Annotated in this window: 13 protein-coding genes; 7 read left to right on the top strand and 6 right to left on the bottom strand. The window is 60.9% G+C overall.

The features are described 5' to 3' along the window. The first annotated feature begins 75 nt into the window (after positions 1-75). Positions 76-1,422 (top strand): TAXI family TRAP transporter solute-binding subunit, encoded by a 1,347-nt coding sequence (locus tag CSQ95_RS16555; RefSeq protein ID WP_099410354.1) that lies wholly within the window; start codon positions 76-78, stop codon positions 1,420-1,422. 13 nt (positions 1,423-1,435) lie between these two features. Here the strand turns inward: CSQ95_RS16555 and CSQ95_RS16550 are convergent, their stop codons facing one another. The 3 genes from CSQ95_RS16550 to CSQ95_RS16540 form a co-directional block, all read right to left on the bottom strand. Beyond that, positions 1,436-1,720 carry an XRE family transcriptional regulator gene (locus CSQ95_RS16550; protein WP_099410289.1) on the bottom strand — a complete coding sequence of 95 codons (285 nt, stop codon included), beginning with the start codon at positions 1,718-1,720 and terminating at the stop codon, positions 1,436-1,438. Further along, positions 1,717-2,067 carry a type II toxin-antitoxin system RelE/ParE family toxin gene (locus tag CSQ95_RS16545; RefSeq protein ID WP_099410288.1) on the bottom strand — a complete coding sequence of 117 codons (351 nt, stop codon included), beginning with the start codon at positions 2,065-2,067 and terminating at the stop codon, positions 1,717-1,719. Before CSQ95_RS16545 ends, CSQ95_RS16550 begins: the two co-directional genes overlap by 4 nt. Before the next feature lie 157 nt (positions 2,068-2,224). Then, positions 2,225-2,686: a rhodanese-like domain-containing protein gene (locus tag CSQ95_RS16540; RefSeq protein WP_099410353.1), complete on the bottom strand. Its 462-nt coding sequence runs from the start codon at positions 2,684-2,686 to the stop codon at positions 2,225-2,227. Positions 2,687-3,072: 386 nt separating this feature from the next. Between CSQ95_RS16540 and glnA the strand changes: the two genes are divergently transcribed. The 6 genes from glnA to CSQ95_RS16510 all read left to right on the top strand — a co-directional run bounded on the left by glnA (position 3,073) and on the right by CSQ95_RS16510 (position 10,389). Further along, positions 3,073-4,488 carry a type I glutamate--ammonia ligase gene (gene glnA / locus CSQ95_RS16535; RefSeq protein ID WP_070219258.1) on the top strand — a complete coding sequence of 472 codons (1,416 nt, stop codon included), beginning with the start codon at positions 3,073-3,075 and terminating at the stop codon, positions 4,486-4,488. Positions 4,489-4,652: 164 nt separating this feature from the next. Further along, the gene (locus tag CSQ95_RS16530) at positions 4,653-5,144 is read left to right on the top strand and encodes a DUF4124 domain-containing protein (RefSeq protein ID WP_180279080.1); all 492 of its coding nucleotides are present in this window, start codon (positions 4,653-4,655) and stop codon (positions 5,142-5,144) included. Between the two features lie 5 nt (positions 5,145-5,149). Beyond that, positions 5,150-6,238 carry a nitrogen regulation protein NR(II) gene (glnL, locus tag CSQ95_RS16525; RefSeq protein WP_099410287.1) on the top strand — a complete coding sequence of 363 codons (1,089 nt, stop codon included), beginning with the start codon at positions 5,150-5,152 and terminating at the stop codon, positions 6,236-6,238. A gap of 48 nt (positions 6,239-6,286) precedes the next feature. Continuing rightward, positions 6,287-7,777, top strand: coding sequence for a nitrogen regulation protein NR(I) (gene ntrC / locus CSQ95_RS16520; RefSeq protein ID WP_099410286.1), 1,491 nt, complete (start codon positions 6,287-6,289; stop codon positions 7,775-7,777). Positions 7,778-7,915: 138 nt separating this feature from the next. Further along, positions 7,916-8,881, top strand: a complete 966-nt coding sequence (gene corA / locus CSQ95_RS16515) for a magnesium/cobalt transporter CorA (RefSeq protein ID WP_034760218.1) — start codon at positions 7,916-7,918, stop codon at positions 8,879-8,881. 134 nt (positions 8,882-9,015) lie between these two features. Beyond that, positions 9,016-10,389, top strand: a complete 1,374-nt coding sequence (locus tag CSQ95_RS16510; protein ID WP_099410285.1) for an ATP-binding protein — start codon at positions 9,016-9,018, stop codon at positions 10,387-10,389. A gap of 7 nt (positions 10,390-10,396) precedes the next feature. Here CSQ95_RS16510 and CSQ95_RS16505 read toward each other — a convergent pair whose 3' ends face one another. The 3 genes from CSQ95_RS16505 to CSQ95_RS16495 all read right to left on the bottom strand — a co-directional run bounded on the left by CSQ95_RS16505 (position 10,397) and on the right by CSQ95_RS16495 (position 16,531). Continuing rightward, a complete protein-coding gene (locus CSQ95_RS16505) occupies positions 10,397-12,025 on the bottom strand; it encodes an NAD(P)/FAD-dependent oxidoreductase (protein WP_099410284.1) in 1,629 nt (542 codons plus the stop codon). A 228-nt stretch (positions 12,026-12,253) separates the two neighbouring features. Next, positions 12,254-14,950 carry a TonB-dependent receptor gene (locus CSQ95_RS16500; RefSeq protein ID WP_257218079.1) on the bottom strand — a complete coding sequence of 899 codons (2,697 nt, stop codon included), beginning with the start codon at positions 14,948-14,950 and terminating at the stop codon, positions 12,254-12,256. Positions 14,951-15,805: 855 nt separating this feature from the next. After that, positions 15,806-16,531, bottom strand: coding sequence for a 16S rRNA (uracil(1498)-N(3))-methyltransferase (locus CSQ95_RS16495; RefSeq protein WP_099410282.1), 726 nt, complete (start codon positions 16,529-16,531; stop codon positions 15,806-15,808). Between the last annotated feature and the right edge of the window lie 304 nt (positions 16,532-16,835).

Here is a 16,835-nt window from a genome sequence, read left to right as displayed (position 1 = left end):
GCGCATGTGAAAGTGCCTTGCATAGTTGAGGTTTTCTTGGCATCGTAGCCACCCATGAAACCTATGCGCCACCACATGTCCAAAATCCTCGCGTTCAGCCGCTTTTCCGTGCGCGATTTCCTCGCCACCGCCGGTCCCACCTTGCTGCTCGTCGGCGCATTCTGCGCGCTCGCTTACTGGCTGGTCGACCCGGCGCCGCCGCGCCAGGTGAGCCTGTCGACGGGACAGGACAATAGCGCGTATGAGGAGTTCGGCAAGAAATACGCGGCCACCCTGGCCAAGCACGGCATCAAGGTGACCTTGCAGCCGTCGCTGGGTTCGCAGGAAAACCTGCAGCGCCTGAACGCGGGCAAGACCGATATCGCCTTCGTGCAAAGCGGCTCGACGGAACACGCCGATGCCGAGCGCCATGGCCTCATCTCCCTGGGCAGCCTGTTTACGGAGCCCGTCTGGCTGTTCTTGCGCGAAGACAAGGCGGTGACGGAATTGACGCAATTGAAGGGCATGAAGATCAACCTGGGGCCGGAAGGCACGGGCGTGCCCAGCCTGTTCCGGCAGTTGCTGTCCGTGAATGGCGTGGAAGCGAACGAGCTGACGGTGAGTGCCTTGCAAAACACGCCCGCCACGGTGGAGCTGCTGGAAGGGCACATCGACGGTCTGGTGTTCAGTTCGGCGCCGGAAGCGCCGCTGATCCAGATGCTGCTGCAGACGCCGGGCATCAAGTTGTTTGATTTTTCGCAAGCGGAGGCGTACACGCGGCGCCTGCCTTTCCTCACGCATGTGGTCTTGCCGCGCGGCATAGTCGACCTGGGCAAAAACATCCCGGCGCAGGATTATCACCTGATCGCGCCGACCGCCACCCTGGTCGCGCGCGAAGACTTGCATCCGGCCCTGGTCGACCTGTTCGTGCAGGCGGCGGCAGGCATCCATGGCGGCACGGGCTGGTTCCAGCAGCAGGGGCAATTCCCGTCCGCGCGCTACACGGAAATTCCCGTGGCGCCCGAAGCGCTGAAATTCTACAAGGATGGCGCGCCCGTGCTGCAGCGCTATATGAGTTTCTGGCTGGCCAATTTTTTTGATCGCATGTGGGTGCTGGTGGTGGCGCTCGGTGCCTTGATATTGCCCCTGTCGCGCGTGGTGCCGCCCCTGTACGTGTGGCGCATCCGCTCGCGCGTGTACCGCTGGTACGGCCAGTTGCGCACGGTGGAGCAGGCGCTGGAAGACGTGCCGCAAGCGCAGCGCGCGCACGTGTATGCGGAGCAATTGAAGCGGCTGGACCAGATCGAGGACATGGTCAACCAGATATCGATTCCCCTGTCGTTTGCCGATGGCCTGTATGGCTTGCGCAGCCATATCAATTTCGTGCGCAAGCGCATATTGACCCTGATGGGCGAGCATCCAGAGGCAGGCGAAGCGGCCTGAACGCTTAACTCGCTTAAACGAGGGTGACCGACAGCTTGCGCCCAAGTAGCGCGGCGGCCCGCTCCAGCGTGGAGAGCGTCACATCGCTGCCGGGGTCGAGCAGGCGGTCGAGCTGCGAGCGGCTCGTCTGCAACAGGGCCGCCATGCGCGTCTTCGACAGCGATTGCTCCTGCATCGCCTGCGCCAGTTGCCAGGCGATCACTTCCTTGATGGCGCGGGTTTGCGTTTGCTCGAAGATGCCTTCCTCTTTTAAAAAGTCGTCGAGGCTGCTGCCGAGATGGGGAGCGGTGGCGTTCATGTCAGTTCCTTGTAGCGTTTGCGGGCCAGCGCCAGGTCGTCTTCCGGCGTCGTCCGGGTTTTCTTGATAAAGCCGTGCAGCGCCACCAGGCAATCGCCATGATGGCAGATCAGCACGCGCGCAATGCGGTTGCCGGGCAAGCTGCTGCGCACCTCCGACAAGCCGTGCCCGAGATGCCGGCACAGCGGCATGCCCACGGGCCAGCGCCATTGCGCATGCATCAAGTCTTGCCCGATCATATGGCGTTCCTTGATGGGGAGCGACTTGAGCCAGTCGCGCACGGGTTCGCCGCCATTGCCATTCGCGTAGAACAGCAGGGTAATCTGCCGCAAGCCGGAAGCATCCATGACGCACCTCTACGTTGTACTATATAAGGTACATTTCTTCAAGGAGAATTTGCGCCGCAGTTGAAAAAATCGGGCGCGCATGGATGGTTGTAGTCGATGACGGGCCATCGCGTGGCCCGCCAGATCAAACACTGTTGAGATAGTCAGGCGGCCAGCGTCAGGCGCCCAGCCACGGCAGCCCGGCCTTGCACCAGCCGCCGATCTGTTTGCGGTGGCCATCCGCATCCTTGTCGCCTTCAAACCCTTCAAGGATGTCGAAGCAATTGATATAGCCGTGCTCGGTGGCCAGCTTGGCGGCATGGCGCGAACGCACGCCCGAGCGGCACAGGAACAGCAGCACCTCGTCTTTGCCGGCCTGGGCCGCCAGCTGCGCGAGGAAATCGGGATTCGGCACGCCGCCCGGGTAGGTGGCCCACTGCACCGCACCATGCTGGGTATCGGCGATGTCGACCCGGCCGACCCAGTCGCGCTCGGCGTTCGTGCGCACGTCGATGAGCTTGGCAGCTGCGTCCAGTTGCAGCAGCTCGTACGCTTCCTGCGGCGTCACGGCGCCGGCATACGGCGTACCTTCATTGGCCCGGCTGCGGGCGGTGGTCAGGATGTCGGCGGCGGTAGTCATGGCGTCCTCGATGAAAGTGGGCAGGTATGGTCGATTATAGTGCGCCATCCGCGTCCCGCAAACGGGAATGCCATGCTGCACGCTCAATGCACCACAACGAGGCATTTTTCAGAAATCCGCACAAAATGCACGATAATGGTGCGTTATTCGTTTTTTGCACTTGCATAGTGCATTCTTGATTTGACGCAAACTCAGCAGGAAAATCGCGGGCGGGAAAACTTTCATTGGGATAGCCGGGTTTTGCCTCTGGCGGCCAGGTCTCTTCTGGAGCTGGCATGGAATCTGCTATGATCCTTATGAGTTTTGGTGGCACGCAATGTTTGCTTCGCTTCATCAGCCCAGACGCACTAAGGTCGGCTCACCCCACATTCATTTAGGAGATACGCATGGCAATGACAGCCGCAGAAGTCTTGAAGATGGTAGAAGAAAACGAAGTCAAATTCGTTGATTTCCGCTTTGCTGATACCCGTGGTAAAGAGCAGCACGTGACGGTTCCCGTGTCGCACTTCGACATGGACAAATTCGAGTCGGGCCACGCCTTTGACGGTTCTTCGATCGCTGGCTGGAAAGGTATCGAAGCGTCCGACATGATCTTGCTGCCGGATCCAAACACGGCCAATATCGACCCGTTCATGGAAGAAACGACCTTGTTCATGCAGTGCGACGTGATCGAACCGTCGGACGGCAAGGGCTACGACCGCGACCCGCGCTCGATCGCGAAACGCGCCGAAGCCTACCTGAAATCGTCGGGCATGGGCGACACCGCCTACTTCGGCCCTGAGCCGGAATTCTTCATCTTCGACAGCGTGCGCTGGAAGATCGACATGTCGGGCTGCTTCGTCAAGATCGGTTCGGACGAAGGTTCGTGGTCGACCGGCAAGGATATCGAAGGCGGCAACAGCGGCCACCGTCCTACCGTCAAGGGCGGCTACTTCCCCGTGCCACCAGTGGACAGCTTCCAGGACATGCGTTCGGAAATGTGCCTGATTCTCGAATCGCTGGGCATCCCGGTTGAGGTACATCATCACGAAGTCGCCGGCGCCGGCCAGAATGAAATCGGCACCAAGTTCTCGACCCTGGTCGAGCGCGCCGACTGGACGCAAAACCTGAAATACGTGGTGTGGAATGTGGCGCACAGCTATGGCAAGACCGCCACCTTCATGCCGAAACCTATCGTTGGCGACAACGGTTCGGGCATGCACGTGCATCAATCCGTATGGAAAGATGGCAAAAACCTGTTCGCTGGCGACGGCTATGCCGGCCTGTCCGATTTCGCCCTGTACTACATCGGCGGCATCATCAAGCACGCCAAGGCGCTGAACGCGATCACCAACCCGGGCACCAACTCGTACAAGCGTCTGGTACCAGGTTACGAAGCGCCGGTGAAACTGGCGTACTCGGCGAAAAATCGTTCCGCCTCGATCCGTATCCCGCACGTGGCCAATCCAAAAGGCCGCCGCGTCGAAGCGCGCTTCCCGGATCCGCTGGCGAACCCGTACCTGTGCTTCGCCGCACTGCTGATGGCCGGCCTGGACGGCGTTGCCAACAAGATCCATCCGGGCGAAGCCGCCTCGAAAGATCTGTACCATCTGCCGCCGGAAGAAGACGCACTGATCCCTACCGTGTGCGCTTCGCTGGAAGAAGCACTGGAAGCCCTGGACAAGGACCGCGAGTTCCTGACCCGCGGCGGCGTGTTCAGCGATTCGATGATCGACGCTTACCTGGAATTGAAAATGCAGGACGTGCAGCGCATGCGCATGACCACGCATCCTGCCGAGTTCGACATGTACTACTCGCTGTAATGGCGCCACGCCGGCAACGTGCCGGTAGTGAATAAAAAAACGCGGGTGAGGCGATGGTCTTGCCCGCGTTTTTTGTTATGGCGCCACAGTGCGTTGTTGTATAGTCGGCCCAGGAACGATGCGGCATGTGCCGACAGGAGTAGAGATTGACCAAGCATTACAGAATGGCGCTGGTGGCAGGATTGCTGGGCGCGGCGGCACAGGCGCACGGGCAGTTGTATGTGTGCGCCGATGCGCAAGGACACAAGACGTACACGGACAGGCGGGCTGGCGCGCATTGCCAGCTGCTCGATTTGCCGGGCGCCCTGACGGAGCCGCCACGCAAGACGGCGCCGCTGGCAGGCGCGCCTGCCCGGCCCGCCACACAGGTGGCGGCCACGGCGGCGCCTGCCGCCGGCGCGTTTCCCAAGGTCGATGGCGCCGAGCAGCGCGCGCGCGACCTGGACCGGCGCCAGATCCTGCAGGACGAATTGCGCAGCGAAGAGCAGAAACTGGCGGCGCAGCGCCTGGAATTTAACGGCGGACAACCCGAGCGCCAGGGCAATGAGCGCAACTATGCGAAATACCAGGAGCGGGTGGCGCAGTTGAAGGACAACATCAGCCGGACACAGCAGAACGTCGAGGCCCTGAAACGCGAGATCGCGAATATTCGGTAAAGCACATGACACTAGACAACCATTCCAGCCGCCCGGCCCATCTGGCCGGCCTTGATTTGCTCGCTTCGGCCGTGATCCTGCTCGACGGCGACGGCCGCATCAGCTATGCCAACGCGGCGGCGGAAAACCTGCTGGAAAGCTCATTAAAGGCTCTGTCGCGGCAAAAACTGACGGCGCTATTCCTCAACCCCGAGGAACTGGCCGGCATCTGCGCGCAGGCGCTCGAACATAAATTTTCCGATTTGCGCCAGGACCTGAGCCTGGAACGCCTGGGGCGCGAGCCGCTGCGCGTGCACAGCATCGTCAGCGCGCTCGACGCGCCTAGCGACGGCGTGCTGATCGAACTGCGCGAAAATGTGCAGCAATTAAAACTCGACCGCGAGGAGCGCATCCTCGACCAGAGCCAGGTCAACAAGGAGCTGATCCGCAACCTGGCGCATGAAATCAAGAACCCGCTGGGCGGCATCCGCGGCGCGGCCCAGCTGCTGGAGCTGGAATTGCCGGCCTTGCACCTGAGCGAATTGCGCGAATACACGCAAGTCATCATCAAGGAAGCGGACCGCCTGCAGACGCTGGTCGACCGCCTGCTGGCGCCGCACCGCCGCCCGCACATCGTGGGCGACGTGAATATCCACGAAGTGTGCGAACGGGTGCGCAGCCTGATCCTGGCCGAGTTTCCCAGCGGGCTGACCATTTCGCGCGATTACGACGCCTCGATCCCCGAGTTTCGCGGCGACAAGGAGCAATTGATACAGACCGTGCTCAATATCGCGCATAACGCGGCGCAAGCGCTGGCCGAGCGCATCGAAGCGGGCGACGCCGAGCTGATTTTCAAGACGCGCGTGGCGCGCCAGGTGACCCTGGCCAAGGTCCGCTACAACCTGGCATTAGACTTGCATATCATTGACAATGGACCGGGCATCGCACCCCAGATCCGCGACCGGATTTTCTACCCGCTGGTGTCGGGCAGGGAAGGCGGCAGCGGGCTGGGACTGACCTTGGCGCAAACCTTCGTGCAACAGCACCTAGGCGTGATCGAGTGCGAAAGCCGGCCTGGATACACCGATTTCAGGATCGTTCTCCCCTTGCCATAAGCGAGGAAGTATCCCACCCATGAAATCCATTGCGGGACGCACACACTAATGAAGCCAATCTGGATAGTTGACGACGACGAATCAATCCGCTGGGTGCTGGAAAAAGCCCTGGCGCGGGAAAATCTCGCCACCAAGAGTTTTGCCAATGCGCGCGACGCCATCGCCGCACTGGAATTTGACACGCCGCAAGTGCTCGTGTCCGATATCCGCATGCCGGGCGCGTCCGGCCTGGAATTGTTGCAGACGGTCAAGTCGCGCTTTCCCGGCTTGCCGGTCATCATCATCACGGCATTTTCCGACCTCGATTCGGCCGTCGCGGCCTTCCAGGGCGGCGCCTTCGAATACCTGGCCAAACCGTTTGACATCGACAAGGCCGTCGAGCTGATCCGCCGCGCGCTGGAAGAAAGCCTGCGCGAGACCAGCGTCGAATCGGGGCCGTCGGAAACGCCGGAAATCCTCGGCCAGGCGCCGGCCATGCAGGAAGTCTTCCGCGCCATCGGCCGCCTGTCGCAATCGAATGTGACGGTGCTCATCACGGGCGAATCTGGTTCCGGCAAGGAACTTGTGGCGCGCGCGCTGCACAAGCACAGCCCGCGCGCTGTGCAGCCGTTCATCGCCCTGAACACGGCGGCGATCCCCAAGGATTTGCTCGAGTCCGAATTGTTCGGCCATGAACGGGGGGCGTTTACGGGCGCGCAGACGACCCGCCGGGGCCGCTTCGAGCAGGCCGAGAATGGCACTTTGTTCCTCGATGAAATCGGCGACATGCCGTTCGATTTGCAGACGCGCTTGCTGCGCGTGCTGTCCGACGGGCATTTTTATCGCGTCGGCGGCCACCAGCCGATGAAGGCGAACGTGCGCGTCATTACGGCCACGCACCAGAACCTCGAGCAGCGCGTGCGCGACGGCCTGTTCCGCGAAGACTTGTATCACCGGCTGAACGTGATCCGCCTGCGCCTGCCCAGTTTGCGGGAGCGGCGCGAGGATATCCCCATCCTGGTGCGCCACTTCCTGGTGCAGAGTGCGCGCCAGTTGGGCGTGGAAGCCAAACGCATGAGCGAACCGACGATGCAGTTCCTCAGCAGCCTCGACTTGCCCGGCAATGTGCGCCAGCTGGAAAACCTGTGCAACTGGATCACCGTCATGGCGCCGGGCCAGACGGTGGAAATCAAGGACTTGCCGCTGGAATTGACGCAGGGGCAGGGCGATGGCGCCGCCACCGCCGCGGCGGGCGAGGCTGCGTCGCCAGCTGTTGCTCACCAGCAGGGAGGTCAGGTCTTCGAAGCGGCCGCGCCCGCCAACGGCGCGCCGCCGGGCTGGATCGGCTTGCTGGAATTGCAGGCGGCCGGCATGCTGGGCGCGGGACAGCAGGAAGTCATGGCCGTGCTGGGGCGGCAATTCGAGTCGGCCCTGATCAAGACGGCGCTCAAGCATACGCACGGGCGCAAGAACGACGCCGCCGTGCGCCTGGGCATCGGCCGCAACACCATCACCCGCAAGATCTCGGAACTGGGCATCGACGGCGCCAAGGACGATTGACGTATTGCCGGACGGGGGCTCCCCCGTCCGTTTTTTCTTGCGGTGTTCCTTGCACGCCACAACACCCACAGCAGGCGATAAGGTAAGCTGACGCCTGCCGGACTGTTTCGTCCGGTCTTCATTTGATTGTGGAACTGTATGCTCATAAACTGCGTGGCCTACCAGGATGGCAAAAAACTGGCCGACTTGCCGATCGACGATATTAGCGATTACGTCGAGCGCCCCGATTGCTTCGTCTGGGTGGCCCTGCTCGACGCTACGCCGGACGAGCTGAAACAGATGCAGCACGAGTTTTGCCTGCACGAACTGGCTGTCGAGGATGCGCAGCGGGGCCACCAGCGCCCGAAGATCGAGGAATATGGCGATTCCCTGTTTGCCGTGGTGAAAACCGTGGAAATGGTCGAGAATGAACTGGTGCTGGGCGAAGTCGATATCTTTGTCGGTGCCAATTACGTGCTTTCGTCGCGCAGCAACAGCTCGCAAGGTTTCCTCGGTGTGCGCGCGCGTGCCGAGCGCGAACCGCATCTGCTGCGCCAGGGCTCGGCTTTCGTGCTGTACGCGCTGATGGACGCGGTCGTCGACCGTTACTTTCCCGTGCTCGACGCGCTCGAATCGGAGCTGGAACTGATCGAGGACCGCATCTTTGACCGTGGTACCGAGCGCGACAATATCGAACGTCTGTATCAGTTGAAGCGCAAGGTCATGGTCTTGCGCCACGTGGTGGCGCCCCTGATGGAAGCGGTAGGCAAGCTGCACGGTGGGCGGGTGCCGCCGCTGTGCCACGATACCCAGGAGTATTTCCGCGACGTGCACGATCACCTGGCGCGCATCAACGGCACGCTCGATACCATCCGCGATACGATCAGCACGGCCATCCAGGTGAATCTGTCGATGGTGGCCATCGACGAGAGCGAAGTGAACAAGCAATTGGCGGCCTGGGCGGCTATCTTTGCCGTGTTTACCGCATTTGCCGGCATCTGGGGCATGAACTTCAAGTTCATGCCGGAACTGGACTGGCATTATGGCTATCCGGCCGCCGTGGCAGTGATGAGCTGTGTCTGCGGTTATATGTATTACTTGTTCAAGCGTTCCGGCTGGTTATAAAAAATTCCTGCGTATCTGTATTATTAAACAATAGCCAGGGGTACAATCGCGGCAAGTCCCCTGACCAGGACCTTTGCTGAGGATCGCCGCGCCGGCAGCTTTGCCTGCGCTTTCCGTGCCGCGCAGGAGCATTCATGAGTATTCCGTTGTTCGATGTGAATTCGCAAGAACCCCTGTTCGATCCCGAGCAGCGGCGCACCCTGGCGGAAGCGGCCCTGCGCTCGATCACCGCCTCGACGGCGCACGCCCGTGGCGACGACTTCCTGCGCATCCTCGTCAAGGACCTGGCCGAAGCGCTTGACGTGCACTATGTGATCGCCGGGCGGCTGGTGCGCATGGACGATGGCAGCGAAGGCATCCGCACCCTGGCCCTGTGGGGCGGCGATGGCTACCAGCCGAATATCGAATACAGCCTGCAGCACACGCCTTGCCAGGACGTGACTTGCCAGAGCATGTGTTTTCACGGCAGCGATATCCAGCGTCGCTTTCCACTCGATACTCTCCTGGTCGACATGCATGCGGAAAGCTATGTCGGCATGCCGCTGATCGATACCGATGGCAAGACCCTGGGCATCCTGTCGGCCATCGACACGCGTCCCATCGATGAAAACAAGCGCTTGCTGGCGCTGTTGCTGTTGTCGATCTTCTCGGCGCGCGGCGCGGCCGAGCTGCAGCACCAGGAGCGCACCCAGCAGTTGGAAGAAATCGTGCGTGTGCGCACCGAGTCGCTGCTGGCGGCGCAGGCCAACCTGATCGAGCAGGAACAGATGGCGGCCCTCGGTTCGCTGGTGGCGGGCGTGTCGCATGAAGTCAACACGCCCATCGGCGTGGCGCTGACGGCCGCGTCGAGCATGGGTAGCTATGCCGACCAGCTGGTGCAGCTGCTGGGCGGTGCCAAGGTCAGCCGCACCGAACTGATCGACATTGCCGAATCCCTGAAAGGGGCGGCGGCATTGATCGAGCGCAACCTGGCGCGTGCCGCCGACCTGATCGGCAATTTCAAGCAGCTGGCCGTGGATCAGGTCAGCGAATACGTGGCGGACCTGGCGCTGCACGATTATGTGCACGGCCTGGTGTCGGCGCACAGCCCGGAACTGCGCAAGGCGGCGCTCGGTGTGGAGCTCGATATCGCCCCGGATTGCCAGGTGCGCCTGGCGGCCGGCAAGCTGTCGCAAATCCTGTCGAACCTGCTGATGAACAGCGCCCGCCATGGCTATCCGCAAGGTGGCCCGGGGCGCATCACGATCCGCGCGCGCATCGAGGCGGACGAGGATGACGCGGCCTTGCGCTGGCTGCTGCTGGACTTCTCCGATGACGGTATCGGCCTGGCACCGGCTGTGCGCGAACACATGTTTGAACCGTTCTTCACCACCAAGCGGGGCCAGGGCGGCTCCGGCCTGGGCATGCACATCGTCTACACCATCGTGCAGCAACTGGGCGGCCAGGTGTGCGCGATCGACTGCACTCCCGGCTGTCATATACAAATCAGGCTGCCGCTGGCAGCCTGACGCTGGCTTAGCGCGCGGCCATCGACAGGGCCACCGCCTCGGCCACCTTGATGCCGTCGACGGCCGCCGACAGGATGCCGCCCGCATAGCCGGCGCCTTCGCCGGCGGGGAACAGTCCCCGTGTATTCAGGCTTTGCAGGTCATCGTCGCGGCGCTTGATGCGGATCGGCGACGAGGTGCGCGTTTCCACGCCCGTTAGCACGGCGTCGGCCTTGTAGTAACCCTTGATCTGTTTGTTGAACGCCGGAAACGCTTCGCGCAGGGCCGTGATCGCGTATTCGGGCAAGGAGGGCGCCAGGTCCGTCAGATGCACGGCCGGCTTGTACGACGGTACCACGCTGCCGAATTCCGTCGAGGCGCGGCCAGCCACGAAGTCGCCGACCAATTGTCCTGGAGCATCGTAGTTGCCGCCGCCCAAGGCGAATGCGCGCTCCTCCAACTCGCGCTGCAGGGCGATGCCGGCCAGCGGGTCGCCCGGGTAATCGGCCGGCGTGATGCCGACGACGATGGCGCTGTTGGCGTTGCGTTCGTTGCGCGAATACTGGCTCATGCCGTTCGTCACCAGGCGGCCCGGTTCCGAGGCGGCAGCCACCACCGTGCCGCCCGGGCACATGCAGAAGCTGTAGACGGAGCGGCCATTGCTGGCGTGATGCACGAGCTTGTAGTCGGCCGCGCCCAGGATAGGGTGGCCGGCGCTGGGGCCGAAGCGGCAGCTGTCGATCAACGATTGCGGGTGTTCCACGCGGAAGCCGATCGAGAACGGTTTCGCTTCGATGTACACGCCGCGGCGGTGCAGCATCTCGAAGGTGTCGCGCGCGCTGTGGCCGATGGCCAGCACGACGTGGTTGCTGGCGATGGTTTCGCCATTGTCCAGCACCACGCCGCGCACCTGGCCGCCATCGCTGCCCGGCTCGATGTCGAGATCGACCACTTTGCTGCTGAAACGGTATTCGCCGCCCAGCTGTTCGATATTCGCGCGCATTTCTTCCACCATCTTGACCAGGCGGAAAGTGCCGATGTGCGGCTTGCTCACGTACATGATTTCTTCGGGCGCGCCGGCCTTGACGAATTCCGTCAGCACCTTGCGGCCGTAGTGCTTGGGATCCTTGATCTGGCTGTACAGCTTGCCGTCAGAGAAGGTGCCGGCGCCGCCTTCGCCGAACTGCACGTTCGATTCCGGGTTCAGTTCGCGCTTGCGCCAGAAACCGAAGGTGTCGACCGTGCGCTCGCGCACCTGCTTGCCCCGTTCCAGGATGAGGGGGCGCAAGCCCATCTGTGCCAGGATCAGCGCCACGAACAGGCCGCAGGGGCCCGTGCCGATGACGATGGGGCGCGGTTCATTGCTGTGGCCGGCCAGCTGTTCGCCGCCGGCGACGAATTTATAGTCGGTGTCGGGCGCGGGCATCAGGTGGATATCGTGGCCCAGGCGCGCCAGCACGGCCGCTTCATTCTTGACGTCCACGTGCAGCGAGTAAATCAACACCACGGCACTGCGCTTGCGCGCGTCATAGCTGCGCTTGAAGACGGTAAAGCCGAGCAGCTCATCCGCGGCAATGCCGAGGCGCGCCAGAATGGCGGCGGGCAGGGCCGCTTCGTCGTGTTCGAGGGGGAGTTTTACTTCGTTGAGTCGCAACATGGTGTGTATTTTTAAAAATTGCCGGGCTCCGTATTTAGCGGAGAGTGTGTGGTGCCGCGTGACGGCATCCGGGCGCTATTTTACCCGCATGTCCAGTATCGGGCCATCTGCAGGGTATCGCGAGGGGAACTCGCGGCGCAGGAAAGAGGGGTTAAAAGAAAAAATCCGGCGGCCAACTGCATGGCCACCGGATTTTTTGCTAACTAGCTGTTATTTCTTGCCTGGCGATTAGAACGTGTAGCGGCCGCCCAGCGTGAAGTAACGGCCCACTGCGCCCGATTGGTGCAGCGATGGGTTGTAGTTGATACGGCCATAGGTTTGCACGTCCAGTGGTGCCATCTTGTCGAACAGGTTGGTGATCGACGCGGTGAGTTCCCATTGTTTCGTGACATTCCACTTGGCAAACAGATCCGTGGTCGTGAACGAAGCGATACGGCAGTTTTTGTACGGCACGTCGTTGGCATCGACGTCCAGGCAATCGCCCTTGACATCGTTCTTGTTGCTGATGCTGCTGACGTAGTTCATGTTGGCCGTGATGTTGACCGGACCTTGATCCCAGCCCAGGGTCAGGCGGACTTTGGTTTTCGGCGTACCGCCGTTACCGGACAGGTTGACGTCACCGTGGGTGCCGGCAAATTCCAGTACCGTGCCATCGGCGTTGGTACGGGTGAACTCTTTCATGTACGTGACCGTCACGCCCGAGTTGAAGCGGCCGTATTCGCCGGCGTTGTACTTGCCGCGCAGATCCAGATCGATACCCGAGGTCTTGGTCTTGCCTGCGTTCAGGTAAGGTGCTTTGACCATCAGGATAGGACCAGCTAGACCCGGGAAGTTGCTCGTCGGTTCGCCACGAACGATTTCCGCATCTGGGTAGCCAGCTGGATTGGCAACCACTGCGCCAGGATCGGAGCCGTTGATTTCGCCGTCACGGACGATTTTCCACCAGTCGATCGACAGGCTGATGTTCTTGATCGGCTCAAGCACCATACCCAGGCTGTAGCTCTTCGACGTTTCTGGTTTGATGTTTTTGTTACCGATGGTGATCGCGCCAACTTGTTGCGACGAGCAATCGATAGGCAATTTCGTCACAGCGCAACGCACTGGATCGCTGGCGATGCTGGTGAACGCTGCCACGGCGCTGTTGCCGTTTTCTGCGGCGCTAGGCGCGCGGAAACCTTCCGCATAGGTACCGCGGAAAGCCACAGCCGATGCTGGCGTGAACTTGAAGCCGACTTTTGGCGTGGTCGAGCGGCCGTAGTCTGAGTAATCATCGCTGCGCAGCGCGAATTGCAGTTCCAGCTCTTTCATGACTGGCGCGGCGAGCTCGGCGTACAAGGCCTTGACGTTGCGCGAACCTTGCGAAGCGGAATAGCCCAGGCCAACGATATCGTTGATGTCGGTATATGGCGTCGATTGGCTGTTCGTTTCTTCCTTGCGGTATTCGGCACCCAGAGCGAGGCCCATCATGCCACCTGGCAATTGGAACAGTTCGCGCGAAGCCTTGAAGTCCAGCGAGGTGCTCTTCGTCGTGCCCGAGTTGTTCAGCGTAGGCGATACCAGTGCCAGTACTTCAGGGCTGTTGATTACGCCTTTGCCGATGCGGAAGGTGCCGTTGTTCAGCGCCGTGCGCAGGGCGCTGGAACGGTAGTAGCCAGTTTGCGTGCGGTCGGTTTTGCTTTCTGCGTACATCAGGCCGGTATCATAATCCCAGTTGGCATACGTACCCTTGACGCCAGCCAGGACACGGGTGACGGTCGTTTCGAGGTTCGACACGCGTGGACGCGATTCGTCGACCCAGCGTGGACGGGCGGCGACGCCCAGGATGTTGTCCGGGTGGTTTGCCGGCATCAGCAGCTGATCCGGACCGGTGCTGGTGTTGTTGACACGGGCATTGACCAGGTCAAAGCCGGCGCCGGTCAGGCCGGACGGGGTGGTGTAGGTGTCGGCCTTCGACTTGAAGATGCCCACTTCCGTGTAGCCTTGCGCATTCGCGCCCAGCGCCAGGGTGCCGCGCATGAACAGGTTGACGTTTTCGGTCTTTGGCTGGATGGTCGCGAACTGGATCGGATCCCACATGCAGCCGCCGCGCGAGTTGTCGTTCGAATTGCCGCCGGTCGGATCGAGGTTGATCGGGTCGCATGAACCAGGCAAATTGGTCACGTTGCCGGCAGGAGCGCCAGCGGCGTTGACTGGACGCAGGGTGCCCAGGAAGGAGCTGCCGCCTGCATTGCCGGCAGTGGTAAAGCCGGCGCGCTGGTCGCGGCCACCCCATGGACGGGCATCGGCCTGGCCGATCCACTTGTCGCGGTTGGTTTGCTTGATTTCGCCCGATTTTTTCGCATCGATGGTGGCGAAGACGTTGAATTTGTCTGTGTCCATGTCGCCGAAGCCGATGGCGCCGGAGATGCTGGTGACGGTGCCGTCGCCGTGGCCGCTCTGGCCGACGTTAGCGGAGATGGTCTTGCCGACATAGTTCTGGCGCAAGATGATGTTGACCACGCCGGCGATCGCGTCGGAGCCGTAAATGGCGGAAGCGCCGTCTTTCAGGATGTCGATGCGGTCCACGGCGTCGAGGGGAATCGAGTTCAAGTCGACGAAGCTGCGCTGGCCGTCATCGCCGAAGCCGTATGGCGCCGTGCGGCGGCCATTGATCAGCACGAGGGTCGAGCTGACGCTCAAACCGCGCAGCGAAACGCCCGAGGCGCTGCCGGCGAAACCGTTGGTGAAGGAGCCGCTGATACTGCCGTTGTTGTCGGCCGAGATGCTGCGTACGACGTCGGCGATCGAAGCTTTACCGGTTTGTTCGATGTCCTTGCGGGTCAGTGTCTGAATGACCGAAATGGTTTCGGCTTCCGCGCGCTTGATGCTCGAACCGGTCACTTCGACCTTTTGAATGCTTTCGCCAGAGGTCTGTGCGTTAGCCATTTGCATGCCAAACGCAAGGCTGCCGATAAACATCAAACGGATAGACCGCGATAATCCTGTTTCCACCATCATTGCAAAACTCCTCACTTTATGAATATGTGGCTTGACGTCGCCTTGTATTGGCAAGATCGGCCATATATATATCTATTATTTTATCAATCGTCTCATGGACGGTGTCTTTGAAACTTTTGAGTATTCAAAATTTCAAGATGTTAATGAAACCATCGCAATGACTTGGCTGTCAATTTTTATAGCGGCAACGCATATAAAAAAACAACACAAGGCACAGTTCGGTGTTTTCCCCTTGCTGCGGTGGTGGCGCCATGAGGGGTATCCAAGCCGCATGTAGGCTGGCTTGCAGGAAGGATGCGTGCGGAGACGGTGGCGCGAAAAGTGTTGTTTTTTTGTACTAAATCGGAGAACGATAGACGTAAGCGCCATCATGGTGCAATATTGGGTTTATGCATCAAAGAAGTGCGGCGTCGTACTATATTGGTGCTTAATTGCCGCCTGCTTAGGTGTTTTATTTATTTCTATACTTGAAAAGATAATAGCGTGTCCGCCATTCCTTGAATGCGCGGATTATCTTTGTTGTTTATCTTTTTTAGTCGCGATGCTTGCGCAATAAGGAAGGTACGTGATATTCCTCTTTGTGGCGTGGTCGGCCTTATCAGAGTTGAATTGCAGCGCGGCAATCCGTCGGGAGGTAGCCGGAGGACACTGGAATGGCGCTTGCGGCATGGCTTTGCGCCATGCCCATGGCAGGCCTTGCTGGCGGCGCCCATGTTCCCCGGCCGCCTGTTTAGATGAGAATCTAGATGAGAATTGCGGATAGCGCCGGTACGGTTGCCATGTTTACTTCCCGCCCCACAAGGCGCCCAAGGTGGCCAGCGCCGTCAGGCCCGCCGTTTCCGTGCGCAGGATGCGCGGCCCCATAGCCAGGCCGATGGCGCCGGCGGCCAGGGCCGCCTTTTCTTCCGCTTCCGAAAATCCCCCTTCCGGCCCCACCATCACGGTGATCGCCTGCGGCGGCTGGTGACGCGCCCAGTCGGCCAGCGACTGCTCCGCACGCGGCGTCAGGATGATGCGTTTATGTAAATCCTGCTGGCTGCTCCAGCTATTAAAATCCTGCAATGGCGCCAGCTGCGCCAGGCGGTTGCGCCCGCATTGCTCCGATGCGGACACGATGATCGCTTGCCAATGGGCCAGTTTTTTCTCCGCCCGCTCGGCGGACAGGCGCACGACGCAGCGTTGCGCCGCCAGCGGCACGATGCCGGCCGCGCCCAGTTCGATGGCTTTTTCGATGATCCAGTCCATTTTGGACGCTTCCGGCAGCGCTTGTGCCAGGGTCACGGCGTAGGGCAGTTCCGCTTCGCGCGCCGTGTGAGACCTCAGTTCGGCGCTGGCGCGTTTTTTCTCGACGTTGCACAAGACAGCCGTGTACTCGCCGCCCTCGCCGTTGAAGACGGTGATGGCCTCGCCCGGCATAAGGCGCACCACATGGACGTGGTGGGCGACGGCGTCGGGCAGAGCGATGGTGGCGCCTATGGCGAGTGGCTGGGGACAGAAAAAACGCGGCATGCAACATCCTGGCGGAGAGAAACAATGGGAGGTGCCGCGCCGCGCGCGGGTGGGGCGCGCGCGGCTGCGACTCGAAAGTGCAATTTTAGTGCCGCTGCGCGCGGCCGGGTGAAATTCTTGCCGCTGGGCCTGCGTAGCGCATCCGGGACGGGAAATTGCGTGGAGATAACAAGCTGACTAAAACGAAATGTTGTTTTTTGATTTCATAAATCATTGCATTATTGACAGTGATACTTTTGGCGTGGTTTGATGACTATACAAGTTGTGTTGAACGACATCAATTGTTTCCAGCAATGTCGTCCGT

It is taken from the genome of Janthinobacterium sp. BJB304, from assembly GCF_002735765.1.
Classification (GTDB): Bacteria; Pseudomonadota; Gammaproteobacteria; order Burkholderiales; family Burkholderiaceae_D; genus Janthinobacterium.
The sequence above is the reverse complement of the archived record's forward strand: the minus strand, read 5'-3'. Positions and strand labels throughout refer to the sequence as shown.

Bases quoted from the DNA above. Each gene is read 5' to 3' on its own strand.
- CSQ95_RS16510 (WP_099410285.1), top strand. From the start codon at position 9,016: ATGAGTATTCCGTTGTTCGATGTGAATTCGCAAGAACCCCTGTTCGAT.
- CSQ95_RS16505 (WP_099410284.1), bottom strand. From the start codon at position 12,025: ATGTTGCGACTCAACGAAGTAAAACTCCCCCTCGAACACGACGAAGCG.
- CSQ95_RS16545 (WP_099410288.1), bottom strand. From the start codon at position 2,067: ATGGATGCTTCCGGCTTGCGGCAGATTACCCTGCTGTTCTACGCGAAT.
- glnL (WP_099410287.1), top strand. From the start codon at position 5,150: ATGACACTAGACAACCATTCCAGCCGCCCGGCCCATCTGGCCGGCCTT.
- CSQ95_RS16495 (WP_099410282.1), bottom strand. From the start codon at position 16,531: ATGCCGCGTTTTTTCTGTCCCCAGCCACTCGCCATAGGCGCCACCATC.
- CSQ95_RS16530 (WP_180279080.1), top strand. From the start codon at position 4,653: ATGGCGCTGGTGGCAGGATTGCTGGGCGCGGCGGCACAGGCGCACGGG.
- glnA (WP_070219258.1), top strand. From the start codon at position 3,073: ATGGCAATGACAGCCGCAGAAGTCTTGAAGATGGTAGAAGAAAACGAA.
- corA (WP_034760218.1), top strand. From the start codon at position 7,916: ATGCTCATAAACTGCGTGGCCTACCAGGATGGCAAAAAACTGGCCGAC.
- CSQ95_RS16550 (WP_099410289.1), bottom strand. From the start codon at position 1,720: ATGAACGCCACCGCTCCCCATCTCGGCAGCAGCCTCGACGACTTTTTA.
- CSQ95_RS16540 (WP_099410353.1), bottom strand. From the start codon at position 2,686: ATGACTACCGCCGCCGACATCCTGACCACCGCCCGCAGCCGGGCCAAT.
- CSQ95_RS16500 (WP_257218079.1), bottom strand. From the start codon at position 14,950: ATGGCTAACGCACAGACCTCTGGCGAAAGCATTCAAAAGGTCGAAGTG.
- ntrC (WP_099410286.1), top strand. From the start codon at position 6,287: ATGAAGCCAATCTGGATAGTTGACGACGACGAATCAATCCGCTGGGTG.
- CSQ95_RS16555 (WP_099410354.1), top strand. From the start codon at position 76: ATGTCCAAAATCCTCGCGTTCAGCCGCTTTTCCGTGCGCGATTTCCTC.